Raw genomic sequence first — 22,112 nt, 5'->3', positions numbered from 1 at the left:
GGTATATGGACTGAGAATAGAGGTTGTAGGGAGCTTATCCGAACCGTATTGCTTAGACTATGAGAACGGCTCGAAGAATCCGCGAACTTCCTGCGGCTGGATATTCTGTGGTTTTATATCCATGTTTTTCTAACAAACTTATTGTATTTTCTACTTCTCGCCCAGAACGACTTATCGGATTTGGCAGCCAATCGGGTGCATTTGTAGAATGGTCGCGAAAAGCGATAATGATGCGTCCTTGAGGACGAAGGACTCGGCTAATTTCTGCGATCGATAAATCTGGATCTTGCCAAAACTGAAAACAATGAATGGCAATTATTCCATCAAATCGATCGTCATCCCAAGGTAACGAATCATCAGTGCCTTGGCGAATATCGATTCTATCGCTCGATCCCTTTTTAATAAGCCGATTTAACGCGGTTTCTACCATTGTTTCAGTCGGATCTATACCTGCGACAAAAGTGCCTGTGGTTGCGGATAGGAGCATTTCACAGAAACGACCAGTCCCGAAACCAATTTCGAGAAAGCGTTCGTTATTAGATGGAGCTAATGCTTGAAGTACTTTTTGATAAGCAGCAGCATTCGTCCATTCCATCAATTTTCCAAACAGTTTACCCGTAAAACCTGACGGACTTTGTGGTAATGGTTTACTCATTAAACCTCAACTCGATTTATATGTGCTTTTAATTGCTTCTGCATCAGAAATGGGCGGCGTACGGGGGCAATTTCGGCGGTTGTTGGTGTCACAGTCCAATCGTACTTTTGCAGTAGTGTCGAGAGAATTATCTTCATCTCCATTTGGGCGAGTTCCACGCCGATGCAGATATGTGCGCCACCACCAAACCCGATTAAGGAATAAGGTTGTTTTTTATCTTCCTCTCGCGGCGGTGCGAACCTGTCGGGATCGAAGGCATCGGGATTTTGATAAATTTCTGGCAAGCGATGAGTCAACATCGGGGAGATAAAGATAAACCAACCAGCGGGAATTAAATAACCACCATATTCGATATCTGCTAACGCCACGCGAGCGATGAGAAATGCTGGTGGATACAGGCGTTCGCCTTCTTTGATAACATTCGTCATATCGGGCAATTGCCGCAGATGAGACATCGAAATTGGCTCGTTGCCCATCACTTGCTGCTGTTCGTCGCGCAATCTTTGTCGCCATGCGGGACTATTACCTAGTTCAAATAACAACCAACTCATCAGCGTCGATGTGGTATCGTGTCCGGCAAACAGAAACGCCATCACTTGGTCGATTACCTGCGTTTCGCTAAATTTATTACCATCTTCATCGATCGTATTGACTAGCAAACTGAGTACATCTGTAGACCTGTCTAAATCGCCCCGTGCGGCTCGTTCGGCGATAACTTGAAGAATATAGTCAGCAATCTTGCGGCGGGCGGATTGTCCGCGTCCGTAGAGCGTGAGAGGACTATCCCAGCGGATGACCCCAGGGACACTATCTACTAAAGTATTGAACCACTCGCTCACTTTCTCGACTTCTGCGGTACTTTCGCTACCTAAGAAAATCTTTACCACGACAGTCAGCGTCAGTTTGTGGAGTTCCGCGCTGAGATCGATCGTGCCACGTTCGCCCCAATCCGCCATCGCCTCGGTGACAACTGACTGAATCGTATCGAAATAAGACGCGATTGCCTGTTGATGAAATACAGGCAAAATCAGCTTCCGATTCGTGCGATGCGCTTCGCCATCTTTTAGTAATACGCTATCCGCTGAGATCGGTTCTAATAATTTATTGCCCAACCGCGATGATAGCTTGTCGGCTGCATCTTTGAATACCAGTCGATTTGCCTCTGGCCCCACTAGACAAGCTGTTTTGCCAAAGATGAGCGATGATGATTTGAAAATGTTGCCATTGGCTTGATGTTTTTGCCAATAAAATTCTTCTCGCTTGGTGAGAAAACTAATGAGTTCGCCGATAATTGGCAATCCATAGCTACCAGGCATCATTTCGGCAGACTTGAGTTTGTTATTCATACATAAATTAGCCGATTATTTAGTCGATCGAGTAAGAAATTCACGAACAATTTCAGGATATTCGTCTTGGTGCGTTATTTCACGGAGATGTCCGCCACTCTTGAAAAAATGAATATGAGCGTTGGGATATGTTTGTCTAAAGGCATCTTGCTCGCTGAGATCGAGACTTTTCTTATCCTGAGTCTCAATAATTAAAACAGCAGAACTTTCGATCTCTTCGTCCAGATTATAGTTTGGATTTTCAAACATGTCTACGACCATCTAATAGTGGCCTATTAATGTTTGCTTGTTATTTTGACGATCGATAATGTCTCGATTATGAGCAATGCTAAATAAAGCATCAGATTTATCAGTCCCTTTCAATGAAACGGACATAATAAAATTAATATACTTGCTAGTCATCCAATAAGGTAGTAATTGAAACAACCCGATTAATATTTTGATTTGTGATATTTTTTTGCTGCTATATAGCCCAAAAGTGCTTAATATCAGTTTATCAACTTTATCTTTGAGCGGATATATTTCACCAATAGAGTGACGACGAATTAGCACATGACAAATCCCCGCCCCTAGAGATGTTCCTCTCAGATGAAATCGCCCAATGCCTTCTATATCGAGCAGCTTGGCTAATCCATCGATAAAATTATCGATTCGATCGAATACAGAATAGGAAAGTGATAGCACACGATAGTCTTTTTCCAAATTCAAGATCGATCGATAAGGCATTTCTGGCGTGCTAAGTGGGCCACCCATTATCAGAATTGTTTCCGATCCTGTGCCGCTGAGAATATAGTTCCACTCCACACCATCGATCGATCTCCGTTGAACTGGATGTGTCGATCGAAACTCAAACAGTTCATTAACTTGATGACGAGGTGCGTTTTGACAAATAGCGTTGAAAGATTTATTTCGCATAAATATTATGTTAATTTTCAACTATTTGAATAATAAACCATTGTCGAATCTCTGAAATATTGCGATTGAGAATATCTCGATAATTTTAAAATGTTTTTAGTCTGCATTGAAAAAATCTATTATTGTTTTTGATGTCCTAGACAAAATACTCAACCCATCCGATCGACCTAGTAAGCCAATTTTTCGACCGATCGCTGGGTTAATCAATATCGATAAATCGGTGAAGCTGTAATGAGTGGTCGATTCAATTATCTGTTTCTGGAGATTGGCTTTATTGTCTAATTTGTCCATCCACAATTTATCGATCGTTATTATCGCATCATATTGACGCAGGCTTTTTTTATCTTTAGGTTTATATTGCTCTCGATCGGCATTAATAGATAATAGTTTCTTTCCTATATAGTTTGCATTTTCAATGTCTAGATCGACAAAAGCACCATCAAGATCTACGGCTTTCGAGATTCGTCGATCTTGTCCACAGGCAACAAAACTAGCCGCACCTCCAATCGAATGCCCAGCCGCAAATATTCTGCTAGGATTAACCCTCCGATAAAATAACGAATCAGGCAGCGAATCTAGCTGGATCGCTTTATCAATAATCGCTGATATATTTTGTGCTTGTGACTGCGTGACCTTGCCGATATATTGTTCGAGTTTAGCAGGTTCGTTAAAGATTGCCGGATCGAAATTTTCAAATTTCAGTTGCGAACCATCAGCACACACTGTCCCGACATTAAACTGAGGATGGTTGATGCCGATAACAATGAACCCATGACTAGCAAATTCTAGGGCATAAAAAGTGCCCAGATAGTTAATTCCCCCGAACCCAGGCGAGAACAAGATAATCGGCAAGCCATCTGGACGATCGATCGGCACAGCATCGATCGACGCTGGACTAGTAGTAACGCGCCGGAGCAGCCAAAAAATTATCTTGAACGATAAATTTATTGCAGTTCCATCAGCAAAAACTCGTCCGAGTCGATCGATATAACGGCTACTTTCACCAGATCGATCGTTAGTTGGATACCATACTTTAGCAATGAGGTCAGTCTGAGATCGATTGGGTGTATCCCAAGTGATATCCTGAGTGCCAACTTGCCATTTACCCGACGGTTGTGGTAATTCAGTTCGAGCAATTAGCACATAAGGTAATGCAAAGATGGCGACCGCACCTAAAAAGATAAAAATTAAAATAATCCACATCGCAATTAATTACTCTCTTTTAATGCTTTAACGATTGTCTCAAACTGACTCACAACTACAGATATATGACCTTCATTAGGATATGTGAAGAGTTGAGCAGTAGGCAATCGATCGATATAACGCTTGGCAAGTGCGATTGTTACAGTCTTGTCTTGTTCGCCATGAAAGAACTTCAAAGGAATCTGAATCTCTTCTATCCTAAAATTCCACGGGCGTAGATATAATTGGAAATCCCAAGCGGGTCCTTTTGCATCCTGACTCATAGCTTCGATCGTAGATTTACAAAAAGCCCCAATCCGATTTTGTGCCTTCAATACGGCATAGTCTGCTGCTGGAGCCTGTTTCTTGAGAGCTGCTAGTACTTTTGCTGGATCGCCTTGAACAAATGGTAACGAGAGCTTGAGAGCGATTCGATAAAGCAGCGGAAATATTTTTGCTAGAGCATAAAAACAACGAGTGAGCATTGGTAGACCTGCGAAAGAATCCACATACCACATACCCGAAACGATCGCGGCATTATTCAATTTGGCAGCACAAGCAGAGACATAGCCACCCCCGTTAGAAATACCCAGAACTGAAAATTTATCTATCCCTAAAGTGTCAGCCAGAAAAATGACATCTTTTGGATAGTCAGAAAAGCCACGATTGGGCTGGAAATCAGATTGACCGAAGCCTGGACGATCTGGTGCAATTAGACGGATACCAAATTGGCTAATTAATTCATCGCCTAGCAGCAATGGCTCTAATCGCGAACCTCCGCCACCATGAAAATGGATAACAGGATAACCGTCTGGATTGCCAAATTCGGCATAAGACATCCTTCGCCCATCGGGTAGAGTAATAAAATTAGTGGTTCTCATTGTGTTTTTGTCGATCTCTCTAGATTTAATTTTAATAAGCCCACTTCCCCAAAATCCCCTCCTTGGAGGGGTGCCCAACGGGCGGGGTGGGTCGCCATCTTCGCTAGAAACATCTAATTCCGAATGCTCTAGCTCACCTCGATCGATCGAAGGAACCCGATCGACCGGATACTAGTGAGTTGCGGAGATCTACCCACCCCACTGGGCGGGTGACCCGACCAGTAGCCCTACGGGCACCCCTCTCTTGAAAAGGTGCTTCACTTGCGGCTCGCCTTTGGACGGGTTCCCCGTCAAAAAAGGCGAGACAAGACAGGGGAACCCCAAGACTGCACTTTTCGCTCCTGGGAGGGGATTTTGACGAATGTTGCTGTTAACTTTTTCTGGGTCATAAATGGCTGACGCACTGGTGAAATTTAGGCGGTGGTTGGTGTTACCGTCCAGTCATATTTTTGCAACAGTGGTGGATAGAGACGTTCGCCTTCTTTTAGGACATTACTCATCTGCGGAAGTTGGCGAATCTGGCTCATGGCAATCGGTTCGTTTCCAACTACTTGCTGGTGTTCGTCGCGGAGTTTTTGCCGCCATTCGGGACTATTTCCCAACTCAAATAACACCCAATCCATCAGGCTAGATGTGGTTTCATGTCCGGCAAACAAAAACAGGATCGCTTGGTTGACAATCTGAGTTTCGGTGAACTTATTCCCATCCTCATCGACGGTATTCATCAATAGCTCCAAGACATCCAGCGCATTCGCCGGATCGTCACTGCGATCGATTCGTTCTCTGATTACCTGCCGAATATATTTGACAATTTTGCGACGGGCAGCTTGTCCTCTACCATGAATGGTGAGGGGTCTATCCCACTTGAAGAGTCCATACAAACCTCCGGTTAAAGTCGTAAACCACTCACTCACTTGCCGGATCTCTGCCGTTTTTTCGCTGCCTAAAAAAGTCTTCACTACGACAGCCAGCGTCAGCTTGCGGAGTTCGGCATCGAGATAGATCGTGCCACGTTCGCCCCAATCAGCTACAGCAGCCGTCACCACCGACTGCACGGTGTCGAAGTAAGAAGCGATCGCCTGTTGATGAAATACTGGTAAAATCATCTTCCGACTGGTGCGATGCTGTTCGCCATCTTGGAGTAGCACGGCATCGGTACTGACGATCGGGGCGAGATATTGATTGCCTAATCGCGATGATAACCTGTCGGCTTGCTCTTTTAAAACCAGGCGGTTGGCTTCTGGGCCAGGGCAAACGCACATGAATCTTAACGCACCATATCTAGGGTCACTAGAATGCTTGCCACTCTAAGATGAGTATATATACTTTGCAATAAGCCTATGTTAATGCAAAAATTTGCAACAATAGACTCAAAATAGGTGCTTATTGCAATATTAAGAAACGTGTGCGTTTGCCCTGGCTTCTGGGCCGACTGGACACGCAGCTTTCCCAAAGCCTAATGCGGCTGTTTTAAACACGTTGCCATGCTGCTGGTGTTGCTGCCAATAAAATAGTTCTTGCTTGCTAATGATGTTGATGATTTCACCAAATATCGGCAATCCAAAACTACCCGGCATCATTTCAGCAGATTTGAGTCGATCGGTCATATTGGTAGTATTAAACAGGATGATGTTATTTTAAACAATCTGAATATCGAACTCCTGTCGAATCTCTGCAATACGGCGATCGAGATAGTTGTCAGACATAATTTTTGGTTGAATTGTGATGGCGATCGATTAGTCAAAAAATCCCCTCCGAGGAGGGGATTTTGACAAATGTTGCTATTAACTTTTTCTGTGTACTAAATGGCTTGCGGACTGGTGCAATTTCATCGATGCTAGGTGTCACAGTCCAATCATACTTTTGCAGCAATGTCGAGAGAATTATCTTCATCTCCATATTGGCAAATTCTACACCGATGCAACTATGGGCACCGCCACCAAAACCGATTAGAGAGTACGGATATTTCTTATCTTCCTCGCGCGGGGGCGCAAATCTGTCAGGATCGAAGGCATCGGGATCTTTATAAATTTCGGGCATTCGATGAGTCATGTGGGGAAAAATCAAAACATACCAGCCAGCGGGAATGATGTATCCCGCATATTCGATATCTTCAACAACAGCGCGACTCATCCCCGCAGGTGGATAGAGTCGTTCGCCTTCTTTGAGGACATTACTCATCTGAGGAAGTTGGCGGAGCTGTTGCAGTTTTAGCGGTTCGTTACGCGCCACTTGTTGCAGTTCGGCGCGTAATTTCTGCCGCCATTCGGGACGATTGCCCAGTTCAAACATCAACCAACTCATCAGGCTAGATGTGGTTTCATGGGCGGCAAATAGAAATCCGATCGCTTGATTGATGATTTGGGCTTCAGTAAATTTATTCCCATCTTCATCGACGACACTCATCAAGAAACCGATAACATCTTTGGATTTCTCTAAATCGCCTAGCTCGATTCGATCTTTAATAATCTGCCGAATATATTCAGCAATATTGCGCCGCGCCGCTTGTCCGCGCCCGTAAAAAGTGAGCGGACTATCCCACTTCACCATCCCATTCAGACTGCCTAATAAGGTGACATACCACTGTGATACTCGATCGATCTCCTCCGTCTTGCTGCTACCCAAGAAAGTCCTGATGGCGATCGCCAGCGTTAGTTTCCGCATCTCTTTTTCCAGGTTAATCGTGCCCTGTTCGCCCCAGCTTGCCACGGTTTCGGTGACAACTGACTGAATCGTGTCAAAGTAAGAGGCGATCGCCTGGTGGTGAAACATCGGCAAAATTAGCTTGCGACTGGCGCGATGCTCGGCTCCATCTTGTAGCAATACCAAATCTTTACTCAAGATCGGTTCGAGCGATCGATTCCCCAATCGCGATGATAACTTGTCAGCGGCATCTTTCAACACCAATTGATTAGCCTCTGGCCCAATCAGACAAGCACATTTACCATAGCCCATTGCTTCTGGTAGTGATATTTTGAAAATATTGCCGTACTGTTGGTACTGCTGCCAATAAAATAGCTCTTGTTTGGCGAGGATGCCGATCGTTTGTCCGATGAACGGCAATCCAAAGCTACCAGGCATCATGTCAGCGGGTTTGAGTTTTTCAGCCATAACAACAATTTATTCCAAATTGTGACATAATTAGTTTATGAGCAAGTCCTCATCTTTGTCAAGCGACAAAACTCTCCGCCGCCAACCCCAGCAACAACGCGGGAAAAAGCGCGTAGAGAAGATTTTGCTGGCTGCTGTTAAGTTAGAATAGATTCATAGCTACATTTCTCATTCTCAAAGTAGGTCTTGACGATGCAATATCAAGTCTTTGTCCAAAACCCAGCCGATAGAACATTCATGGCTTCGATCGTTGGATTGCCTCATGCAACTGCTAATGGAGTAACAGAACAAGAGGCGATCGATAAGCTCAAAAGCATTCTCGATACTCAATTTAAGAACGGAAAAATGGTCACGATCGAGATCGATTTACCTCGTGAAAAATCGCCAGAAAAAAGCGATCCTTGGATTGACAATATCGGCATTTTTCAGGACGACCCAACTTTTGATGAGTTTTTATCTGAAGTAAATGCTTATCGAAATGAGATCGATCGGATTGAGGCTTACCAATGACTGTATATGTCATAGACACCGATCTATTGAGCCTTTATCAACGAAATCATCCCCAGGTTTCGGCTCAGATTCGACTTGCGCGGCAGAATGGTATGACTCTTACCACAACAATAGTAACTGTTGAAGAACAGTACGCTGGAAGACTCGCTCAGATTCAGAAAGCAAAAACGCCAGAACTGTTAATTGCTGCTTATGACCGACTCACTACAACATTTTTCCTGTTTTCTCAGTTGGAAATTTTAGGATACAATCGCACGGCTGACGATTATTTTAGACAGTTCCGGCAGCAGGGTATTCGGATTGGCACACAAGATCTCCGGATTGCTTCGATCTCATTAGCTCACAATGCCATTGTTGTGACCCGCAATCATAAAGATTTTGGACAAGTGCCAAATTTAATCATCGAAGACTGGTCTGTGGATGTCAACTATTAATAATCTGCGCCGCCAACCCCAGCAAAAACGTGGGAAACAGCGGGTAGAGAAGATTATCATTGCCGCTGCGGAAGTTTTCGCCGAGGCGGGAGTTGCAGCGGCTACGATCCAACAAATAGCCGATCGAGCCAGTACTGCTGTCGGTTCGATTTACCAGTTTTTTCCAGATAAATTAGCAATTTTCAATGCTATATTTGCCGAACACATGCGGCTGACAGAATGCATCGAGGCAGATTTTTTCGCTCAGAAGATCGATCGACCACTCGATTTAGGTATTAGTGAATATATCGATGCCTATGCAATCTATTTCGAGGAGCCAATTCCCCGCTGTATCGTCGTACAGTATTACTTACAGCCGATTGGGGGTATGGAGAGTATGATGGCCGATATTCCTACTCTTCAGTCGATTTCGATCGAGCGACATGCCAATTTTTATCGCCAACGCAACTCCAATTTGAGCATAGCCAAAAGTGAATTACTGTCAGAAGTCGCTCATAATATCGTCCAGGGTTTGACTCCGAATGCCCTCAAAAGCGATGAAAAATATCGGCAGGAGATCTATGCCGAAATCAAAGATGTTCTCTACGGCTATCTCAATCCGCACATTGGCGACCATTTACTCCAAGTGTCTACTCAAAAGATGATATGCCCCGACTGTCAGAGCGATCGAGTGGCGAAAAACGGTCGGCAACAAGGCAAGCAACGCTATATTTGTAGAGGATGTGGGCGGCAATTCCTCGATCGATACACACAAAGAGGATATCCTCTAGAGATTAGACAGAGATGTCTCGCTCTCCACGCGCAGGGAATCGGCTTTCGGGAAATCGAACGTCAGACTGGAGTGGATTGCAATACGGTAATTAACTGGGTGAAAAGTTTAGAATCAAGTGAGGATGGGTGGTAAGCCGACTTCCTTGGGCGTGACTAATTTACCCTCAAAACTCATCGAATATTCGCCGACAGTTCTCGCTTCGGCAACTTGAAGACGAAGTTCGGCTCGATCGAGATCGTTATCTACGCCGCCGAGCAGATATACAATTAATTTAGCCGCCAGATCGCGCCCTGATACTAGAATCCGTTTCTTATTCGGGTCGTATAAAATGCCATACCAGAGCGATTGGGGTAGATTAATATTACTAAATCCACCATCGGCATCATAGCGATCGAGTTTACGGAAAACCTCGGTTTCAGCCATTTGTTTTTTAAAAACCGCCATTCCTACTCCTTGCGCGAAGGCAACTTGTCCGACGGGACGAAATAATAAATGCCCCTCGCCACCATCGATTTCAAAACTAAATCGTCTTAGTTTGGGGGTATCTTCGCTTTTTAAGCGTCCGTAACTGGTGAATTGAGCTAACCTGTCAAACAACTGACTAAAAGCCGCGACACCCAATTCTAGCTCGGCTGAGTGCGGACGTAGCGGCACTAACCCTTTTTGAGCTTTGGGTTTCCAATGGGGAAATTGGGATTGCAGATATTTTGCCGCCATATCTTGCAAAGCTTGGAGTGTCGTCAGCACGGTAGTTTTCGTCGCCACCGTCGCACTATCCCAATTGACACGGGGGCTGCGACCTGGGATATCTTTTAATAATGGATGATCGACAGCAATTTTGCGGGCGACGATCGCAAATCCATCATTTTCATCTAATTGAGCTAATTGTCCCTTACTCAAAGCGATCGCCATCAAATTAACATGGACGAAGATCGATCGAATCCGCCTGCGCGCCTCTAATTGTGTCTCGCCCTTGACTACCGCTGAGATCAGTTCGATCCCGATCGTCTCCTGCGGTAAACTCTGTAAATATCCCTCCGATGTCCCCAGCTCGTCTAGGCTAATTTTCTGCCCCACCGGATGGCGATCCTTATTGTATCGGGGTAATTCCCGCTGGCGTAATAACTCCATCAATCCCTGTACGCCCATCAACCGATGTTGCCCATCGAGAGCATAAATCCGCATCGACTCCCCAACATCTAATAACCCAAAACTATCGTTCCCATCCAGCGGCATAAACACCGCCGCCGATTCATTTGCCTGCCCGCCTCTACCCCATTCCGGTGCATGAATATTATCAACCCAATCTCGATCGATCGTCACTAATACGGGCGGAAATTTATGGGTAGTTCGCGCGGCTAAGTATTGTACCAATGCCGCCTGTCTGCTCCAATCCAACGGACGCTGTTGGATGACTTCAATACTCTCGCTGTCGATGGCGATATTTTTATCCTGGGGCTGGTGCTGCTCCGAGAGTAAACTCATCTCTGAAGCATATTTTACCCGATCGGCCAACCATTGCAGCGTCACGGAGCCGATATAAGCCTCACTTCCACCCATATTGGTACGTTGGACGAGGATTTGAGTGGGATTCGATGGAATGGTAGTCTCGCTAAGTAGCATTGTCTGGGAGTTGCAAAGATTAATCCAACTACACTAACAGCTCGATCGCGATCGGATCGCGAGGTTTTTAAAAACTTAATATGCGATCGGTAACGGTTTAATCCTCTCTTCGATCTTCTTGTTGGATTTTCTGCAAGATCGACTTGATGTAATCCTCTTTCCCTGCTGTGTATGCTTCACGACCGCTCGAAAAGCGTCGAGCAAGATCGTGTTTTAATCTAACATAACGTGCCGCTTCATCTGCACGATCGCAAAGATAATCTCGAAATGCCAAACGCTCCCACAATATACTGTCTGATTCAACCAGATGAATATGATGAGTCCGTGGGCTATTTGGCGGTAAACCTTTCACAAAAAACATTCGTTGCGGATCGGGATTATCGAACCAATAAGCATATCCCAATGCTTGTAGCTGAAAAATAGCAACGTTCTTTGCCAATGCAAGTGAAGATACTCCTACTAATATATCGATAATGGGTTTTGCAGCTAATCCTGGTACCGCAGTGCTGCCAAAATGTTCGATGCGAGTGATGAGATCTTTATCTAAAGCATTGCTTAATCGTGCAGACTCTTGCTCGAAAAGAATCTTCCACTGCGGATTGTAATCTACGATGACAACTTCATCCATTTTCCTTTTATGGCTCTCGATCGAGAGTCTTCAAAATTGTTGGTGTTGCCTTGTTAATATCATAAAATATAAATACAACAAATTGATACTTAGTTGAAAATCCGCAATGACTATCGATCTCAAGTAGATAAGCCGATATCTGCCAAGCTGCTACCCATATTGGTACGTTGGACGAGGATTTGAGTGGGATTCGATGGAATGGTAGTCTCGCTAAGTGGCATTGTCGGACAAGTTGTAAGGCTTAACCCAACTACCCTAACAGCTCGATCGCGATCCGATTGCGAGGTTTTTAAAAACTTAATATGCGATCTAATCGACAACTTATGTTAGGATTCAGCTCAAATGGCGATCGTGCTAAGATTTGGGTAATGCTCACTAAGAAATATTATTAATGGTCGATCGTCAACAGGTATATTTAATTACTAGCAATGCTGAAGCAGGTACGATAGAATCTCTCCCCGCGATAGCACAAATGCAAATTATCGCTGTCGATAATTTGTGTCAAACTAACTTGCGGTTTTCTAAACAAGATAAAGTTTGTATTGCCTCTGAAGCCGCTATCGAGCGAGTAATCGACAGGATTGACGATCCGCAGCGAATAAAAGCGATCGAATTATTAAAAAATAAATATGCATTCCGACAGATCCTTGCAACTATTTATCCAGATTTTGAATATCAGTTTGTGCGGTTCGATCGCATTCAAGATTTAAAGATAACCAAAAAATCGGTAATTAAGCCAGTCAAAGGTGTATTTGGGACTGCGGTGAGAACGATCGATCGAGATACAGATTTAAGTGAATTAGCTTCAGAATTGCAAACCGAACTGACTAAAAATACCGATCTATTTTCGCCTAGCGTCCTCTCGACTAACGATTTTATGGTCGAAGGCTATCTCGATGGCGAAGAATATGCTGTAGACATGTTTTATGATTCAGTAGGATCGGCTTGCATTGTCAATATTTACCATCATCCTCTCCCTCGCAACCCCGCATATCTACACGTTATTTACTATTCTGCTCGATCGGTATTCGATCGCATTTATGCCAAAGCCAAGCATTTTTTTACAGAACTCAATCGCATTCTCAAAGTCACAAATCTGCCGATTCATAGCGAATTTAAACTTAATGGCGTTGGCGGAGCCTCTCTGAAGGAGAATCGGTTAATGCCGATCGAACTTAATGCCTTACGATTTGGCGGAATGGGATTGGGTAATTTAGTTTTTCACGGTTTGGGTGTCGATCCTTATGCTTGTTTTGCCGCAGATATCGAACCCGATTGGCCGCAAATTTGGCAGGATAAGCAAACCGATATTTTTGTGTTTTTCATTGCTTATAATGGTAAAAATACTAATCTTAAATATTACCAACCAAATCGAGAAAAACTCAAGCGAGAATTTACGGAAATTTTACTCGAACGCGATTTTGACTATCGAAATCAATTAGCATTCGGGATTTATATTCTTAAAGAAACCAGTCAAAATCTAGCCAAACTATTACAAATTGAGTTCGATAATTTTTTTGAACTAATTTAAATTCTTCTTGGAAATTTGCCGTTGCAGACTGGCAACTAATTTGGGTTTGAGCGATTCTAACTCTTCTTTTAACGATCGTTTGCTTTCCTTAATTTGACCGTGGGTAGCGGGGCTATTTTTACTTTCTAAAGACCATTCTTTCAGGAGTTGAATTTTCCGCAGCGGCACTTTACCTTCGATCGTACAGACACAATGTTCGTCACCTTCGAGCGAAAATAATACCAATCGATAGATTCCCGTCTGGGTGAGAACCTTTAAGATGTTTTCACCGATCGGTTTTTTGAGATCTAAATAACACGGTAACATCCGGTGTTGCTGCTCGTTTTGGTAGAGTGTTGTCAGCCACAGCAACATCGGGTGAGGCGCACCGACGAATAGAAACTGCGCGTGCGGTTTATTGTATTTGTATTTTTCAATATCGCTAGGAGAAAGCATAATCCACATCGTGGCTAACTCTGTATCTTGATACGGAATGAGCTGAGGGAAGACGATTTCTGCACGAGGCTTATCTTTAGGCCAAATACTTTGGCGGCAAATCTCATCGGCGGTGGGAGGTGTCGTGCGTGCTGGTTCTAATTTAGCAGATAGTTCTGCCGATCGAGCTGGTGCTTGTTCGATTTGTTCGAGAATTTTGAGCACATCGTTAACACAATTCGGTCGCTGTTCTGGCGTTTTTGCCATACACTGATTGACGATATCAATCAGTTGTTGCGGCCAAACTAGTTTGGCTTTAACTTCGCTAAATGATTTGGGTTTCTGATAGTGGTGCGACTGAAACCAACCCTCAAAAGAACTGGCTTTAGGTTTGAGTGGTAATTCACCCGTGAGCATTTGGAACATCATAATGCCCAAACTATAAATATCGGCGCGATTATCCAGTGTTTTGCCATCCATCTGTTCGGGAGAACAGTAAGCAGGCGTACCCATAAATCCTGTCGGCGAATCATCGGATTTAAGTAAAGCAATCCCAAAATCGAGGATCTTCACTAATTCCCCTAATGTGGCATCTTTAGTAATAATAATATTGCTGGGCTTAATATCGCGGTGTACCACTTGGGTAACATTGCCATCGATTTCAATGCCATCGTGAGCGCACTGCAACCCCAAGCAAATCTGGCGCATGAAACTAAAAAATCTCGGTAGCGGCACGGGTTTATTTTGCATCGCATCCTTGAGACTGTCGCCTTTGAGGTATTCCATGACATAAAAAGGCATTTCCTCATCATCGACACCATAGTCGCGCACTTTGACGATGTGAATGCTCTTTTCCCCCAATAGCGCGCTAATCGTCGCTTCACGCATAAACCTGTCCCGTACCCGTTGGTTCATTTTCGATCGCGACAAAAATTTGACAGCGACAATTACGCCGCCTAAGAGGGTATCCTTGGCTTGATACACCTGTCCCATCGAACCTTTCCCCGCTATCTCTAACAGTTGATAGCGTTGAACGAGTAAGCGACCATAATATTCATCCCTCACGCGATCGATGCCTCCCTACCGCTCGATAATGAGATTGCGAACGCCCGATCGATAATCCGAGTTTGAAAATAAAAGTTGAACATTAATACGAAAGCGATCGGGTGATACTGGTAAATTTGCCTCAGAGCGAACGTGCTGTAAATCGATCGATACAGACCGATCGTTCTCTATTATCGGGTAAAGTTGAGGACGGCGATAGATGCGCTTATTCTAAATATACCCAAATCGCGGTCAATGATGGACATCACCTAATAGTACCGCTTGTTTTGCCCCAGTAGCAGTAGGTAAATTGCCAGGAATTTCTAGATGTCGCCAATATGCTAGCACGGCAAAGGCGATCGCTTCTTTATAATCGCCATTAACACCAGCTTCATCGGTAGTCGCGATCTCGATTTGAGGTAAATGATGTTGGATGCGTTGATGTAAATAAAGATTACGACTGCCACCGCCACAGAGTAACACTCGATCGGGCAATCGCGGTAAAAAGCGATGGTAGCTATCAGCGATACTACTAGCCGTAAAATCGGTAAGTGTTGCTAACAAATCTGCATCGCTAAGTTGTAAAGCAGTTGCATCTGCCATACAAGCTTGCAGATATTCCGCTCCAAATAGCTCTCTACCAGTCGATTTAGGGGGTGCAGCGCGAAAATAGTCTTGCGCTAACCATTTAGCAACCAACGGCTCACAGACGCTCCCAGTAGCCGCCCAGGCACCATCGCGATCGAAGGTTAATTTGCCATCGCTCAGGTGCGCGACAGCCAGATCGAGCAAACTATTTCCCGGCCCGGTATCCCACCCACAAATCTGCTGTTCCCAGTCGGGTTGGCTATTTGGTGGCAGATACGCGACATTCCCGATGCCGCCGATATTTTGAATGCAGCGATGTTCGTGGGGATGACTTAGCAAATAGGCATCGGGTTTAGGTACTAGCGGGGCACCTTGTCCGCCAGCAGCAATATCGGCAGCCCGAAAGTTATCGATCGTGGTTATTTGGGCGATCGCCGCAATTAGTTCGCCCCGTCCGATTTGCAGGCTATAACCCATTGACCCAGCCGTGGTAGGGCGATGGAAGACGGTTTGACCGTGCGAACCAATTAACGTCGCCGCAGGTAAATCGGCTTGAATGGCGATCGCTGCCTTCGCAAAACAACCCGCGATCGCATCATCTAATTGAGCCAATTCAGACATCGCTAATTTTGCCCCACCACACACCGCTAAAATCTGCATTCTCAGCTCGTCAGGGTAAGGATAAGTCTCTCCAGCTAACAACTCCACTCGCAAATCGAGCGTCGTTCCCCCAATCTCCACTAAAGCAGCATCGATCCCATCTACCGATGTCCCACTCATCAACCCAATTACTCTCATTCAGTCACTCCCACACTCTTTGCTAAATTCAGTCTCCCCGTCCCCCCATCTCCCCGCTCAAAAAAACAAAATCGAGAACGATCGATGCCTGTGCTATAGTTGAAAGGCTGTGGGTAAATAATCTAACTCACTAATATTACCAGCTAACTTGCTTCAAAAATGATTAAAATACGGCTCAAAAGATTTGGTAAAAAGCGGGAAGCTAGCTACCGTTTAGTCGCAATGCAAAGTACCTCTAGACGTGACGGTCTGCCCTTAGAAGAACTAGGCTTCTACAACCCCAGAACCGATGAAGTCCGTCTCGATAACGACGCGATTCTCAGAAGACTCAGCCAAGGTGCCCAGCCCACCGAAACCGTCCGCCGGATTCTGGAAAAAGCGAATGTAATCGAACCAGCAGGTAGAAAAGCAACGTGACAGTTTCGACCCCTCAACCTAATGCGCCCGACTACGGGCAACTAGTCAAATTTTTGTTCCAACCGTTCGTGAGTACGGTAGACGCAATTGGTGTCGATTGTGAATATACGATCGAGCATCGTCGCGTCTGGATTCGCGTGGCGATTGAAGCTGCCGATCGGGACAGTGCTTTTGGGCGAGGTGGCCGAAATATTCAGGCAGTACGTACCATTCTCCAATCCGCCGCTACCGCCGTCGGTCAATCGGTGCATTTAGATGTCTATGGCAGTAACAATTCTAGCTCTAGACATCGAGACTCAGATGAGGATAGAGATGCATCCAGTAATAGTATGTCCGCGCCCACGGAAAATCGCCCGCCCAGAAGCAAGCCGATCCGACGATCTGCCGATGGCGAAGAGCGTCGCAGTAACGACGGCGATAGTTCCAGTTCACCACCCCCGCGCCCCCGTCGCTAAATCCCAAAGATCGACGATTAACCCCTCGTTACTTGTCGATCTGTCCTCGATTTGGCTAACCCATCGTGACTTGTTGGTTTGCCATCAATGATGCTAATCCAATCGCACCGCGTTGGGAACCTTGGTAATTAGACATTCCCAGCCAAATCCGATCGCCACCCCGCTGATGGCGATAGAACCGGGGTGAAGCATTTACATAAACGCAAGCACTATTAATGCCAGCGACAAATTGCTGGGTTTCCAGATACGAATCGGTGACAATACAATCGGCATGTCCGCTACTATAGCGATCGATCGTCGCGATCGCCGCATCCACGCTATCGACTAATTTAAATGCGACAATTTTACGCAGATACGGTTGATACCATTCCCGATCTTGGGCTAACTGTAAGTATTCACCATAACTAGCCACCAATTCCCGATCGCCGTGGAGTATAAACCCTTTTTCTGCCAAGCTTTTCCAGAGCGTAGTTAGGGATGTTGAAGAGCGGTCGGTATGAATTAAGACTTTTTCGATCGCATTAACCGCATCGGGTTCGCCAATGTGGCTATCGCAAATCGCCTGACGGACGATTTCTAAATTGCCATTAGCACCCCAATATAAATAGCAATTCCCGATCGCCGCTGGTAAAATCGATACCGTTGCCTGTTGAGTGACTTGATGGATCAAACTCGGTCTACCATAGCAGATCGCTAGATTTACCTGCTGAGTCCGCGTTAACAGCTCGTATAACAAGCTAGGACTCGAATCAACTATCTGAATTGCATCTGGAGGTAAATCGACCTGTTCTAGCCCAATTCTGAGGGCATTGGCGATCGCCAGGTTGGTATGTTGGGTTTCAATTCCGCCCCTAAGCACGATACTATTTCCTGTTTTGACGCTCATGCCAGCGGCAATCGCGCCTAATTCTGGCAATGCTTCATAAATAAAGGCGATCGTGCCGAGCGGTCTGACTCGACGATAACTATGCCGATCTCCACCCTGAGCACCGATATCTGTCGTGCCATAAGTCGATGAGAGTTCGCCCAGACGATGCAGTAAATCTATATACCGTTGAAGACGTTCGGGGGTGAGTTTGAGCCATTCCAGCAAGAGATCGGAGATACCTAACTCCCTACTTGCCTCTAAATCGAGGGTATTAGCTTCGAGGATATCTTGAAAAGACCCTCCCAAAGCTGTCGCCATCGATCCGATCGCCTGTTCTCGCTGCTTGCTATTCGTCAGCGCGAGGTGTCGTCCAGCTTGAACCGATTGAGCTAGCGTGCTAGCTAGGCTGGGGTTGGCATTCGCGTGTTCCATATAAATAGGTGTTTAACCTCGATCGAATAACCAGAGCACGATCGCGATCGGGACAATAATCGCTATCGTTATTGATAGTACAAGATTAAGGATCGGACTAGTTAGTGTCGCTCGACAATATAGTTGAACGATAAATATTAGCAACCCGATCGCACTCAAACATTGCAGCCCGAAGATCCAGGCAGATCTCGAACCGATAAATGTCCAAAAATTACCTGTCGGTAAGGATCTGAGGATCTGGAATCGGTTGCCATTCCAATAATAACGCCGTTTATAAGGATATGTTGCTGCTAATTCCTCGATCTCCAAACCATCTTCTTGCAAGACAAAAATCCGATGGCAGCGATCGCAGCCAAATGCTTCGGTCAGCACGATCTGTCGCAGCGTACCATTAAGATGGCACGGGCAATGATATTCCAGATCTAAATAAATTTTTTGCTGGTGAGTAGGTGCCACAAAATGTAGATTGAGTGGGGGAGATGGGAGTAAGGGGATGAGAGATGGGAGAAACCTGTCTGACTGGTAGTTTATTAAATTGCAAACCCTTAACTAAAAAGCCTCCCCATTTCTGGAGAGACCCTTCTTTAATCTATCTTATAAAAGTAGATTCTGCCGATTTAAGCGGGAGACGCGATTCGAACGCGCGACATCAACCTTGGCAAGGTTGCGCTCTACCACTGAGCTACACCCGCATTGGTGTTTTTAACCACATCTACTATCCTCTCACGATCTTCTTTGTTTGTCAACATATCGATTAAAAATTAGGATGGAGAGGGATGGGAGGAAGACTTCTCGCACTTCCCACACTCAAAAACTATCACTAGTACTGAGCGGCACAAGTTTAGATACCATCTCTGATTACCCCGCTCCTCGCTCCCCGCTAAATAGTAACTTTACTTACACCCAAGACTACTAGCAATTTGCGTTAGTAGTAATGTCCCGTGCCAGCGTTGAGATTAATCAATTTTTTGCAGTCCGGCAGTTTTCGGATCGACAATTTTTTGACCGACATTGGGAAATTTAATAGCGACAGATTGTTTATTACCAGTTCCAAATACATGAGAAATTTGACCGACTCCAAAACTGCGATGGATGACCCGATCTCCGACGCGCCATGCTGTTGTTTGGTTGACAGCACTACCAACGGTTTTAGGGTCTTTGGGCGCAGTGCTAGCAGCAGTTCGACCTTTAACTTTAGTCCGCAGATTGCTATTAATTAATTCTGGGGGCAATTCGCCGATAAATTGCGATCGAATGGCGGGTTCTCTAGAGCCGTATAAGCGACGTTCGCGAGCATGAGAGAGATATAACATTTCTTGAGCGCGGGTGATGCCCACATAACATAATCGGCGTTCTTCTTCGACAGCCATCGGATCGTTAAGCGATCGATAACTGGGGAATAATCCTGCTTCTAACCCGACTAAAAAGACGATCGGAAATTCTAGTCCTTTAGATGCGTGTAATGTCATTAGGGAGACGGCTTCCTTACCTTCTTGAAGGTTATCGAGATCGGAACTCAACGCAGCACTAGATAGGTATGCTTCGAGTGTCGGCGTATCATTTTCTTCTTGAAATTGGAGCGTAGCGTTGACTAATTCTTGAATGTTTTGAACGCGTTCTAAAGCTTCGTCAGTGCCTTGAGTTTGTAGCTCGCTGACATATCCAGTATCTTCAATAATACCAGTGACAATATCGACAACCGGACGAGTTTGGGCTTCAATTCGCCACTTATTAATAATTTCCGCGAAATTAAGCACGCCTTTTGAAGATCGTCCGGCGACCGTTTTAACTGAAGTTTCATCATTTAAGATTTCCCACAAGGGGACACCTAATTGATGAGCGGCATTTTGAAGATTATCAATTGTCGTTTGTCCGACTCCTCTTCTAGGTGTATTGATCGTGCGGAGCAAACTAACTGTATCGCTAGGATTGGCAATTGCCCGTAAATATGCGACGATATCTTTAACTTCGCGCCGATCGTAGAACTTTAATCCACCGACGATCGTATAGGGAATTTGCGATCGCACGAAGGCATCTTCGATCGGTCGCGATTGAGCGTTGGTGCGATATAGGGCTGCAAAGTTGCCGTAATTGAGTTCGGGATTTTCGCGTAATAGTTTCCGAATTTGACTGACAACAAATTCAGATTCATCGATTTCGTTATCGGCAGTATATAGAAAAATCGGTTCGCCTTCGCCGCGCGTTGCGATTAGGACTTTATCAATGCGCTGGGTATTTTTTTGAATCAGATGATTGGCAGCAGCTAAGATATTTTCACGCGATCGATAATTCTCCTCTAATTTCACCATTGTCTCGGTACGATCGTCTGGCATACTATCGCCAAAATCGTCCTGAAAATTCATTAGGATAGTAAAATCTGCGGCTCTAAATGAATAAATCGATTGATCGGCATCGCCAACCACAAAGATCGATCGATGTTCCCAAGCATCGAATGTTTTACTATCGACACCATTAGTAACTAGTAGTTGAATCAGATCGTACTGTGTGCGATTGGTATCTTGATATTCATCGACTAATATATGTCTAAATTTGCGGTGCCAATAATCTAATACTTGCGGATTCTGGCGAAACAGTTGCACGGGCACCAATAATAGATCGTCGAAGTCGAGGGCATTATTCGCACAAAGGGCATCTTGATAGTGCTTGTAGACATCCGCAATTACGCGCCCTTTATAATCATTCTGTTCTCGGCTATATTCATCTGGCGATAAACCTTTATTTTTCGCCGTACTAATCGCATAGCGAACCGAGCGCGGATCGAATTTCTTGTCATCTAAATCTAACTGCTTAACGACGATCTGCTTAACTAATCCCTGACAGTCAGCATCATCAAAGATCGAGAAATTCTTATTCCAGGTTCGTCCCTTATCATCCCGATATTTCTCGATATCAAATCGCAACACCTTACTAAATAAACCGTGGAAAGTTCCCACCCAAAGATCCTTAATAATCGTCTTGTAAATATACGATCGCATTTGAGTTTGCTGATACTCATCTAATGCACCCCAGGCTTTACCATACTTAAATTCTGCCTGCTGTTGAGCAAATAAGATCTCGATTCTCGATCGCATTTCCTTCGCAGCTTTATTTGTAAATGTAACTGCTAAAATATGGGCAGGATCGACGCGATGGGTACGGATCAAATTAGCGATGCGATAGGTGAGGGCGCGAGTTTTGCCACTACCCGCACCAGCGACTACTAATAAGGCTCCACAATAATGCTCGACGGAACGTCGTTGGGAGAGATTGAGATGAGCGATAAAGTCGGTGTTAGACATTTGAGAGGGGAGGGAGGATCTGATTTTTTTGGGTGTTGCGGAGATCTTACCCACCCCGTTGGCGAAGCCTCTCGGAACGAGAAATTAGCCTTGCGGCTGATTCGCCCCTCCGAGGAGGGGATTTACGCCTAACCCCCTTCATAAGAAGATGAGTTGGGTGAAAAATCCCCTCCTCGGAGCGGCGTTTTTATTCTGGGGGAACCCCAGAA

The 22,112-nt window shown here is 45.0% G+C and carries 22 protein-coding genes and 1 tRNA gene; 6 read left to right on the top strand and 17 right to left on the bottom strand.

All coding sequences use genetic code 11. The features are described 5' to 3' along the window. Window positions 1-52: 52 nt before the first annotated feature. The 9 genes from RMO79_RS12850 to RMO79_RS12810 form a co-directional block, all read right to left on the bottom strand. Complete coding sequence (locus RMO79_RS12850; protein ID WP_310483559.1) at window positions 53-655, bottom strand: class I SAM-dependent methyltransferase; 603 nt, start codon at window positions 653-655, stop codon at window positions 53-55. Beyond that, window positions 655-2,001 (bottom strand): cytochrome P450, encoded by a 1,347-nt coding sequence (locus RMO79_RS12845; protein ID WP_310483558.1) that lies wholly within the window; start codon window positions 1,999-2,001, stop codon window positions 655-657. The genes RMO79_RS12850 and RMO79_RS12845 overlap by 1 nt, the downstream gene beginning before the upstream one ends. A 15-nt stretch (window positions 2,002-2,016) precedes the next feature. Then, window positions 2,017-2,250 carry a hypothetical protein gene (locus RMO79_RS12840; protein ID WP_310483557.1) on the bottom strand — a complete coding sequence of 78 codons (234 nt, stop codon included), beginning with the start codon at window positions 2,248-2,250 and terminating at the stop codon, window positions 2,017-2,019. Between the two features lie 12 nt (window positions 2,251-2,262). Then, complete coding sequence (locus tag RMO79_RS12835; RefSeq protein WP_310483556.1) at window positions 2,263-2,916, bottom strand: alpha/beta hydrolase; 654 nt, start codon at window positions 2,914-2,916, stop codon at window positions 2,263-2,265. 96 nt (window positions 2,917-3,012) lie between these two features. Beyond that, window positions 3,013-4,119, bottom strand: a complete 1,107-nt coding sequence (locus tag RMO79_RS12830) for a hypothetical protein (protein ID WP_310483555.1) — start codon at window positions 4,117-4,119, stop codon at window positions 3,013-3,015. 5 nt (window positions 4,120-4,124) lie between these two features. Then, window positions 4,125-4,979, bottom strand: coding sequence for an alpha/beta hydrolase (locus RMO79_RS12825; protein ID WP_310483554.1), 855 nt, complete (start codon window positions 4,977-4,979; stop codon window positions 4,125-4,127). A 413-nt stretch (window positions 4,980-5,392) separates the two neighbouring features. Next, window positions 5,393-6,241, bottom strand: coding sequence for a cytochrome P450 (locus RMO79_RS12820; protein ID WP_310483553.1), 849 nt, complete (start codon window positions 6,239-6,241; stop codon window positions 5,393-5,395). A gap of 132 nt (window positions 6,242-6,373) precedes the next feature. Continuing rightward, the gene (locus tag RMO79_RS12815) at window positions 6,374-6,586 is read right to left on the bottom strand and encodes a hypothetical protein (protein ID WP_310483552.1); all 213 of its coding nucleotides are present in this window, start codon (window positions 6,584-6,586) and stop codon (window positions 6,374-6,376) included. Between the two features lie 133 nt (window positions 6,587-6,719). Beyond that, complete coding sequence (locus tag RMO79_RS12810) at window positions 6,720-8,090, bottom strand: cytochrome P450 (protein ID WP_310483551.1); 1,371 nt, start codon at window positions 8,088-8,090, stop codon at window positions 6,720-6,722. A gap of 192 nt (window positions 8,091-8,282) precedes the next feature. Between RMO79_RS12810 and RMO79_RS12805 the strand changes: the two genes are divergently transcribed. The 3 genes from RMO79_RS12805 to RMO79_RS12795 are packed head-to-tail and all read left to right on the top strand — an operon-like array spanning window position 8,283 to window position 9,938. Further along, a complete protein-coding gene (locus RMO79_RS12805; RefSeq protein WP_310483550.1) occupies window positions 8,283-8,600 on the top strand; it encodes a type II toxin-antitoxin system HicB family antitoxin in 318 nt (105 codons plus the stop codon). Then, window positions 8,597-9,034, top strand: a complete 438-nt coding sequence (locus tag RMO79_RS12800) for a type II toxin-antitoxin system VapC family toxin (RefSeq protein WP_310483549.1) — start codon at window positions 8,597-8,599, stop codon at window positions 9,032-9,034. Before RMO79_RS12805 ends, RMO79_RS12800 begins: the two co-directional genes overlap by 4 nt. Beyond that, entirely contained in the window at window positions 9,021-9,938 is a 918-nt protein-coding gene (locus RMO79_RS12795; RefSeq protein ID WP_310483548.1) for a TetR family transcriptional regulator, read from the top strand. The genes RMO79_RS12800 and RMO79_RS12795 overlap by 14 nt, the downstream gene beginning before the upstream one ends. Here the strand turns inward: RMO79_RS12795 and RMO79_RS12790 are convergent. Then, on the bottom strand, window positions 9,918-11,429 hold the full coding sequence (locus RMO79_RS12790; protein ID WP_310483547.1) for a DGQHR domain-containing protein: 1,512 nt from the start codon (window positions 11,427-11,429) through the stop codon (window positions 9,918-9,920). The two genes, RMO79_RS12795 and RMO79_RS12790, sit on opposite strands and share 21 nt — an antisense overlap. Window positions 11,430-11,526: 97 nt before the next feature. Next, complete coding sequence (locus RMO79_RS12785) at window positions 11,527-12,057, bottom strand: GrpB family protein (protein WP_310483546.1); 531 nt, start codon at window positions 12,055-12,057, stop codon at window positions 11,527-11,529. Between the two features lie 391 nt (window positions 12,058-12,448). Here RMO79_RS12785 and RMO79_RS12780 point away from each other — a divergent pair, with 391 nt between their 5' ends. Beyond that, on the top strand, window positions 12,449-13,588 hold the full coding sequence (locus tag RMO79_RS12780; protein WP_310483545.1) for an ATP-grasp domain-containing protein: 1,140 nt from the start codon (window positions 12,449-12,451) through the stop codon (window positions 13,586-13,588). Here RMO79_RS12780 and RMO79_RS12775 read toward each other — a convergent pair. Then, entirely contained in the window at window positions 13,580-15,067 is a 1,488-nt protein-coding gene (locus RMO79_RS12775; RefSeq protein ID WP_310483544.1) for a serine/threonine-protein kinase, read from the bottom strand. The genes RMO79_RS12780 and RMO79_RS12775 overlap by 9 nt on opposite strands. A 231-nt stretch (window positions 15,068-15,298) precedes the next feature. After that, complete coding sequence (locus RMO79_RS12770) at window positions 15,299-16,432, bottom strand: anhydro-N-acetylmuramic acid kinase (RefSeq protein ID WP_310483543.1); 1,134 nt, start codon at window positions 16,430-16,432, stop codon at window positions 15,299-15,301. Between the two features lie 159 nt (window positions 16,433-16,591). On the opposite strand from RMO79_RS12770, the gene rpsP reads away from it, so the two are divergent. Next, entirely contained in the window at window positions 16,592-16,849 is a 258-nt protein-coding gene (gene rpsP / locus RMO79_RS12765) for a 30S ribosomal protein S16 (RefSeq protein WP_310483542.1), read from the top strand. After that, window positions 16,846-17,304 carry a KH domain-containing protein gene (locus RMO79_RS12760; RefSeq protein WP_310483541.1) on the top strand — a complete coding sequence of 153 codons (459 nt, stop codon included), beginning with the start codon at window positions 16,846-16,848 and terminating at the stop codon, window positions 17,302-17,304. The genes rpsP and RMO79_RS12760 overlap by 4 nt, the downstream gene beginning before the upstream one ends. Before the next feature lie 55 nt (window positions 17,305-17,359). Here the strand turns inward: RMO79_RS12760 and RMO79_RS12755 are convergent, their stop codons facing one another. The 4 genes from RMO79_RS12755 to pcrA all read right to left on the bottom strand — a co-directional run bounded on the left by RMO79_RS12755 (window position 17,360) and on the right by pcrA (window position 21,903). Continuing rightward, window positions 17,360-18,604 (bottom strand): aldehyde dehydrogenase family protein, encoded by a 1,245-nt coding sequence (locus RMO79_RS12755; protein ID WP_310483540.1) that lies wholly within the window; start codon window positions 18,602-18,604, stop codon window positions 17,360-17,362. Between the two features lie 12 nt (window positions 18,605-18,616). Then, window positions 18,617-19,060, bottom strand: coding sequence for a hypothetical protein (locus tag RMO79_RS12750; RefSeq protein WP_310483539.1), 444 nt, complete (start codon window positions 19,058-19,060; stop codon window positions 18,617-18,619). A gap of 164 nt (window positions 19,061-19,224) precedes the next feature. After that, window positions 19,225-19,296 (bottom strand) — tRNA-Gly (locus RMO79_RS12745). Between the two features lie 264 nt (window positions 19,297-19,560). After that, window positions 19,561-21,903 carry a DNA helicase PcrA gene (gene pcrA, locus RMO79_RS12740; protein WP_310483538.1) on the bottom strand — a complete coding sequence of 781 codons (2,343 nt, stop codon included), beginning with the start codon at window positions 21,901-21,903 and terminating at the stop codon, window positions 19,561-19,563. Window positions 21,904-22,112 lie beyond the last annotated feature (209 nt).

It is taken from the genome of Chamaesiphon sp. VAR_48_metabat_403 (assembly GCF_031422475.1).
In the GTDB taxonomy this organism is placed as follows: domain Bacteria; phylum Cyanobacteriota; class Cyanobacteriia; order Cyanobacteriales; family Chamaesiphonaceae; genus Chamaesiphon.
The sequence above is the reverse complement of the archived record's forward strand: the minus strand, read 5'-3'. Positions and strand labels throughout refer to the sequence as shown.

Excerpts from the sequence above, each read along its gene's own strand:
- RMO79_RS12850 (WP_310483559.1), bottom strand. The coding sequence starts at position 655 with ATGAGTAAACCATTACCACAAAGTCCGTCAGGTTTTACGGGTAAACTG.
- RMO79_RS12845 (WP_310483558.1), bottom strand. The coding sequence starts at position 2,001 with ATGAATAACAAACTCAAGTCTGCCGAAATGATGCCTGGTAGCTATGGA.
- RMO79_RS12840 (WP_310483557.1), bottom strand. The coding sequence starts at position 2,250 with ATGTTTGAAAATCCAAACTATAATCTGGACGAAGAGATCGAAAGTTCT.
- RMO79_RS12835 (WP_310483556.1), bottom strand. The coding sequence starts at position 2,916 with ATGCGAAATAAATCTTTCAACGCTATTTGTCAAAACGCACCTCGTCAT.
- RMO79_RS12830 (WP_310483555.1), bottom strand. The coding sequence starts at position 4,119 with ATGTGGATTATTTTAATTTTTATCTTTTTAGGTGCGGTCGCCATCTTT.
- RMO79_RS12825 (WP_310483554.1), bottom strand. The coding sequence starts at position 4,979 with ATGAGAACCACTAATTTTATTACTCTACCCGATGGGCGAAGGATGTCT.
- RMO79_RS12820 (WP_310483553.1), bottom strand. The coding sequence starts at position 6,241 with ATGTGCGTTTGCCCTGGCCCAGAAGCCAACCGCCTGGTTTTAAAAGAG.
- RMO79_RS12815 (WP_310483552.1), bottom strand. The coding sequence starts at position 6,586 with ATGACCGATCGACTCAAATCTGCTGAAATGATGCCGGGTAGTTTTGGA.
- RMO79_RS12810 (WP_310483551.1), bottom strand. The coding sequence starts at position 8,090 with ATGGCTGAAAAACTCAAACCCGCTGACATGATGCCTGGTAGCTTTGGA.
- RMO79_RS12805 (WP_310483550.1), top strand. The coding sequence starts at position 8,283 with ATGCAATATCAAGTCTTTGTCCAAAACCCAGCCGATAGAACATTCATG.
- RMO79_RS12800 (WP_310483549.1), top strand. The coding sequence starts at position 8,597 with ATGACTGTATATGTCATAGACACCGATCTATTGAGCCTTTATCAACGA.
- RMO79_RS12795 (WP_310483548.1), top strand. The coding sequence starts at position 9,021 with ATGTCAACTATTAATAATCTGCGCCGCCAACCCCAGCAAAAACGTGGG.
- RMO79_RS12790 (WP_310483547.1), bottom strand. The coding sequence starts at position 11,429 with ATGCTACTTAGCGAGACTACCATTCCATCGAATCCCACTCAAATCCTC.
- RMO79_RS12785 (WP_310483546.1), bottom strand. The coding sequence starts at position 12,057 with ATGGATGAAGTTGTCATCGTAGATTACAATCCGCAGTGGAAGATTCTT.
- RMO79_RS12780 (WP_310483545.1), top strand. The coding sequence starts at position 12,449 with ATGGTCGATCGTCAACAGGTATATTTAATTACTAGCAATGCTGAAGCA.
- RMO79_RS12770 (WP_310483543.1), bottom strand. The coding sequence starts at position 16,432 with ATGAGAGTAATTGGGTTGATGAGTGGGACATCGGTAGATGGGATCGAT.
- rpsP (WP_310483542.1), top strand. The coding sequence starts at position 16,592 with ATGATTAAAATACGGCTCAAAAGATTTGGTAAAAAGCGGGAAGCTAGC.
- RMO79_RS12755 (WP_310483540.1), bottom strand. The coding sequence starts at position 18,604 with ATGGAACACGCGAATGCCAACCCCAGCCTAGCTAGCACGCTAGCTCAA.
- pcrA (WP_310483538.1), bottom strand. The coding sequence starts at position 21,903 with ATGTCTAACACCGACTTTATCGCTCATCTCAATCTCTCCCAACGACGT.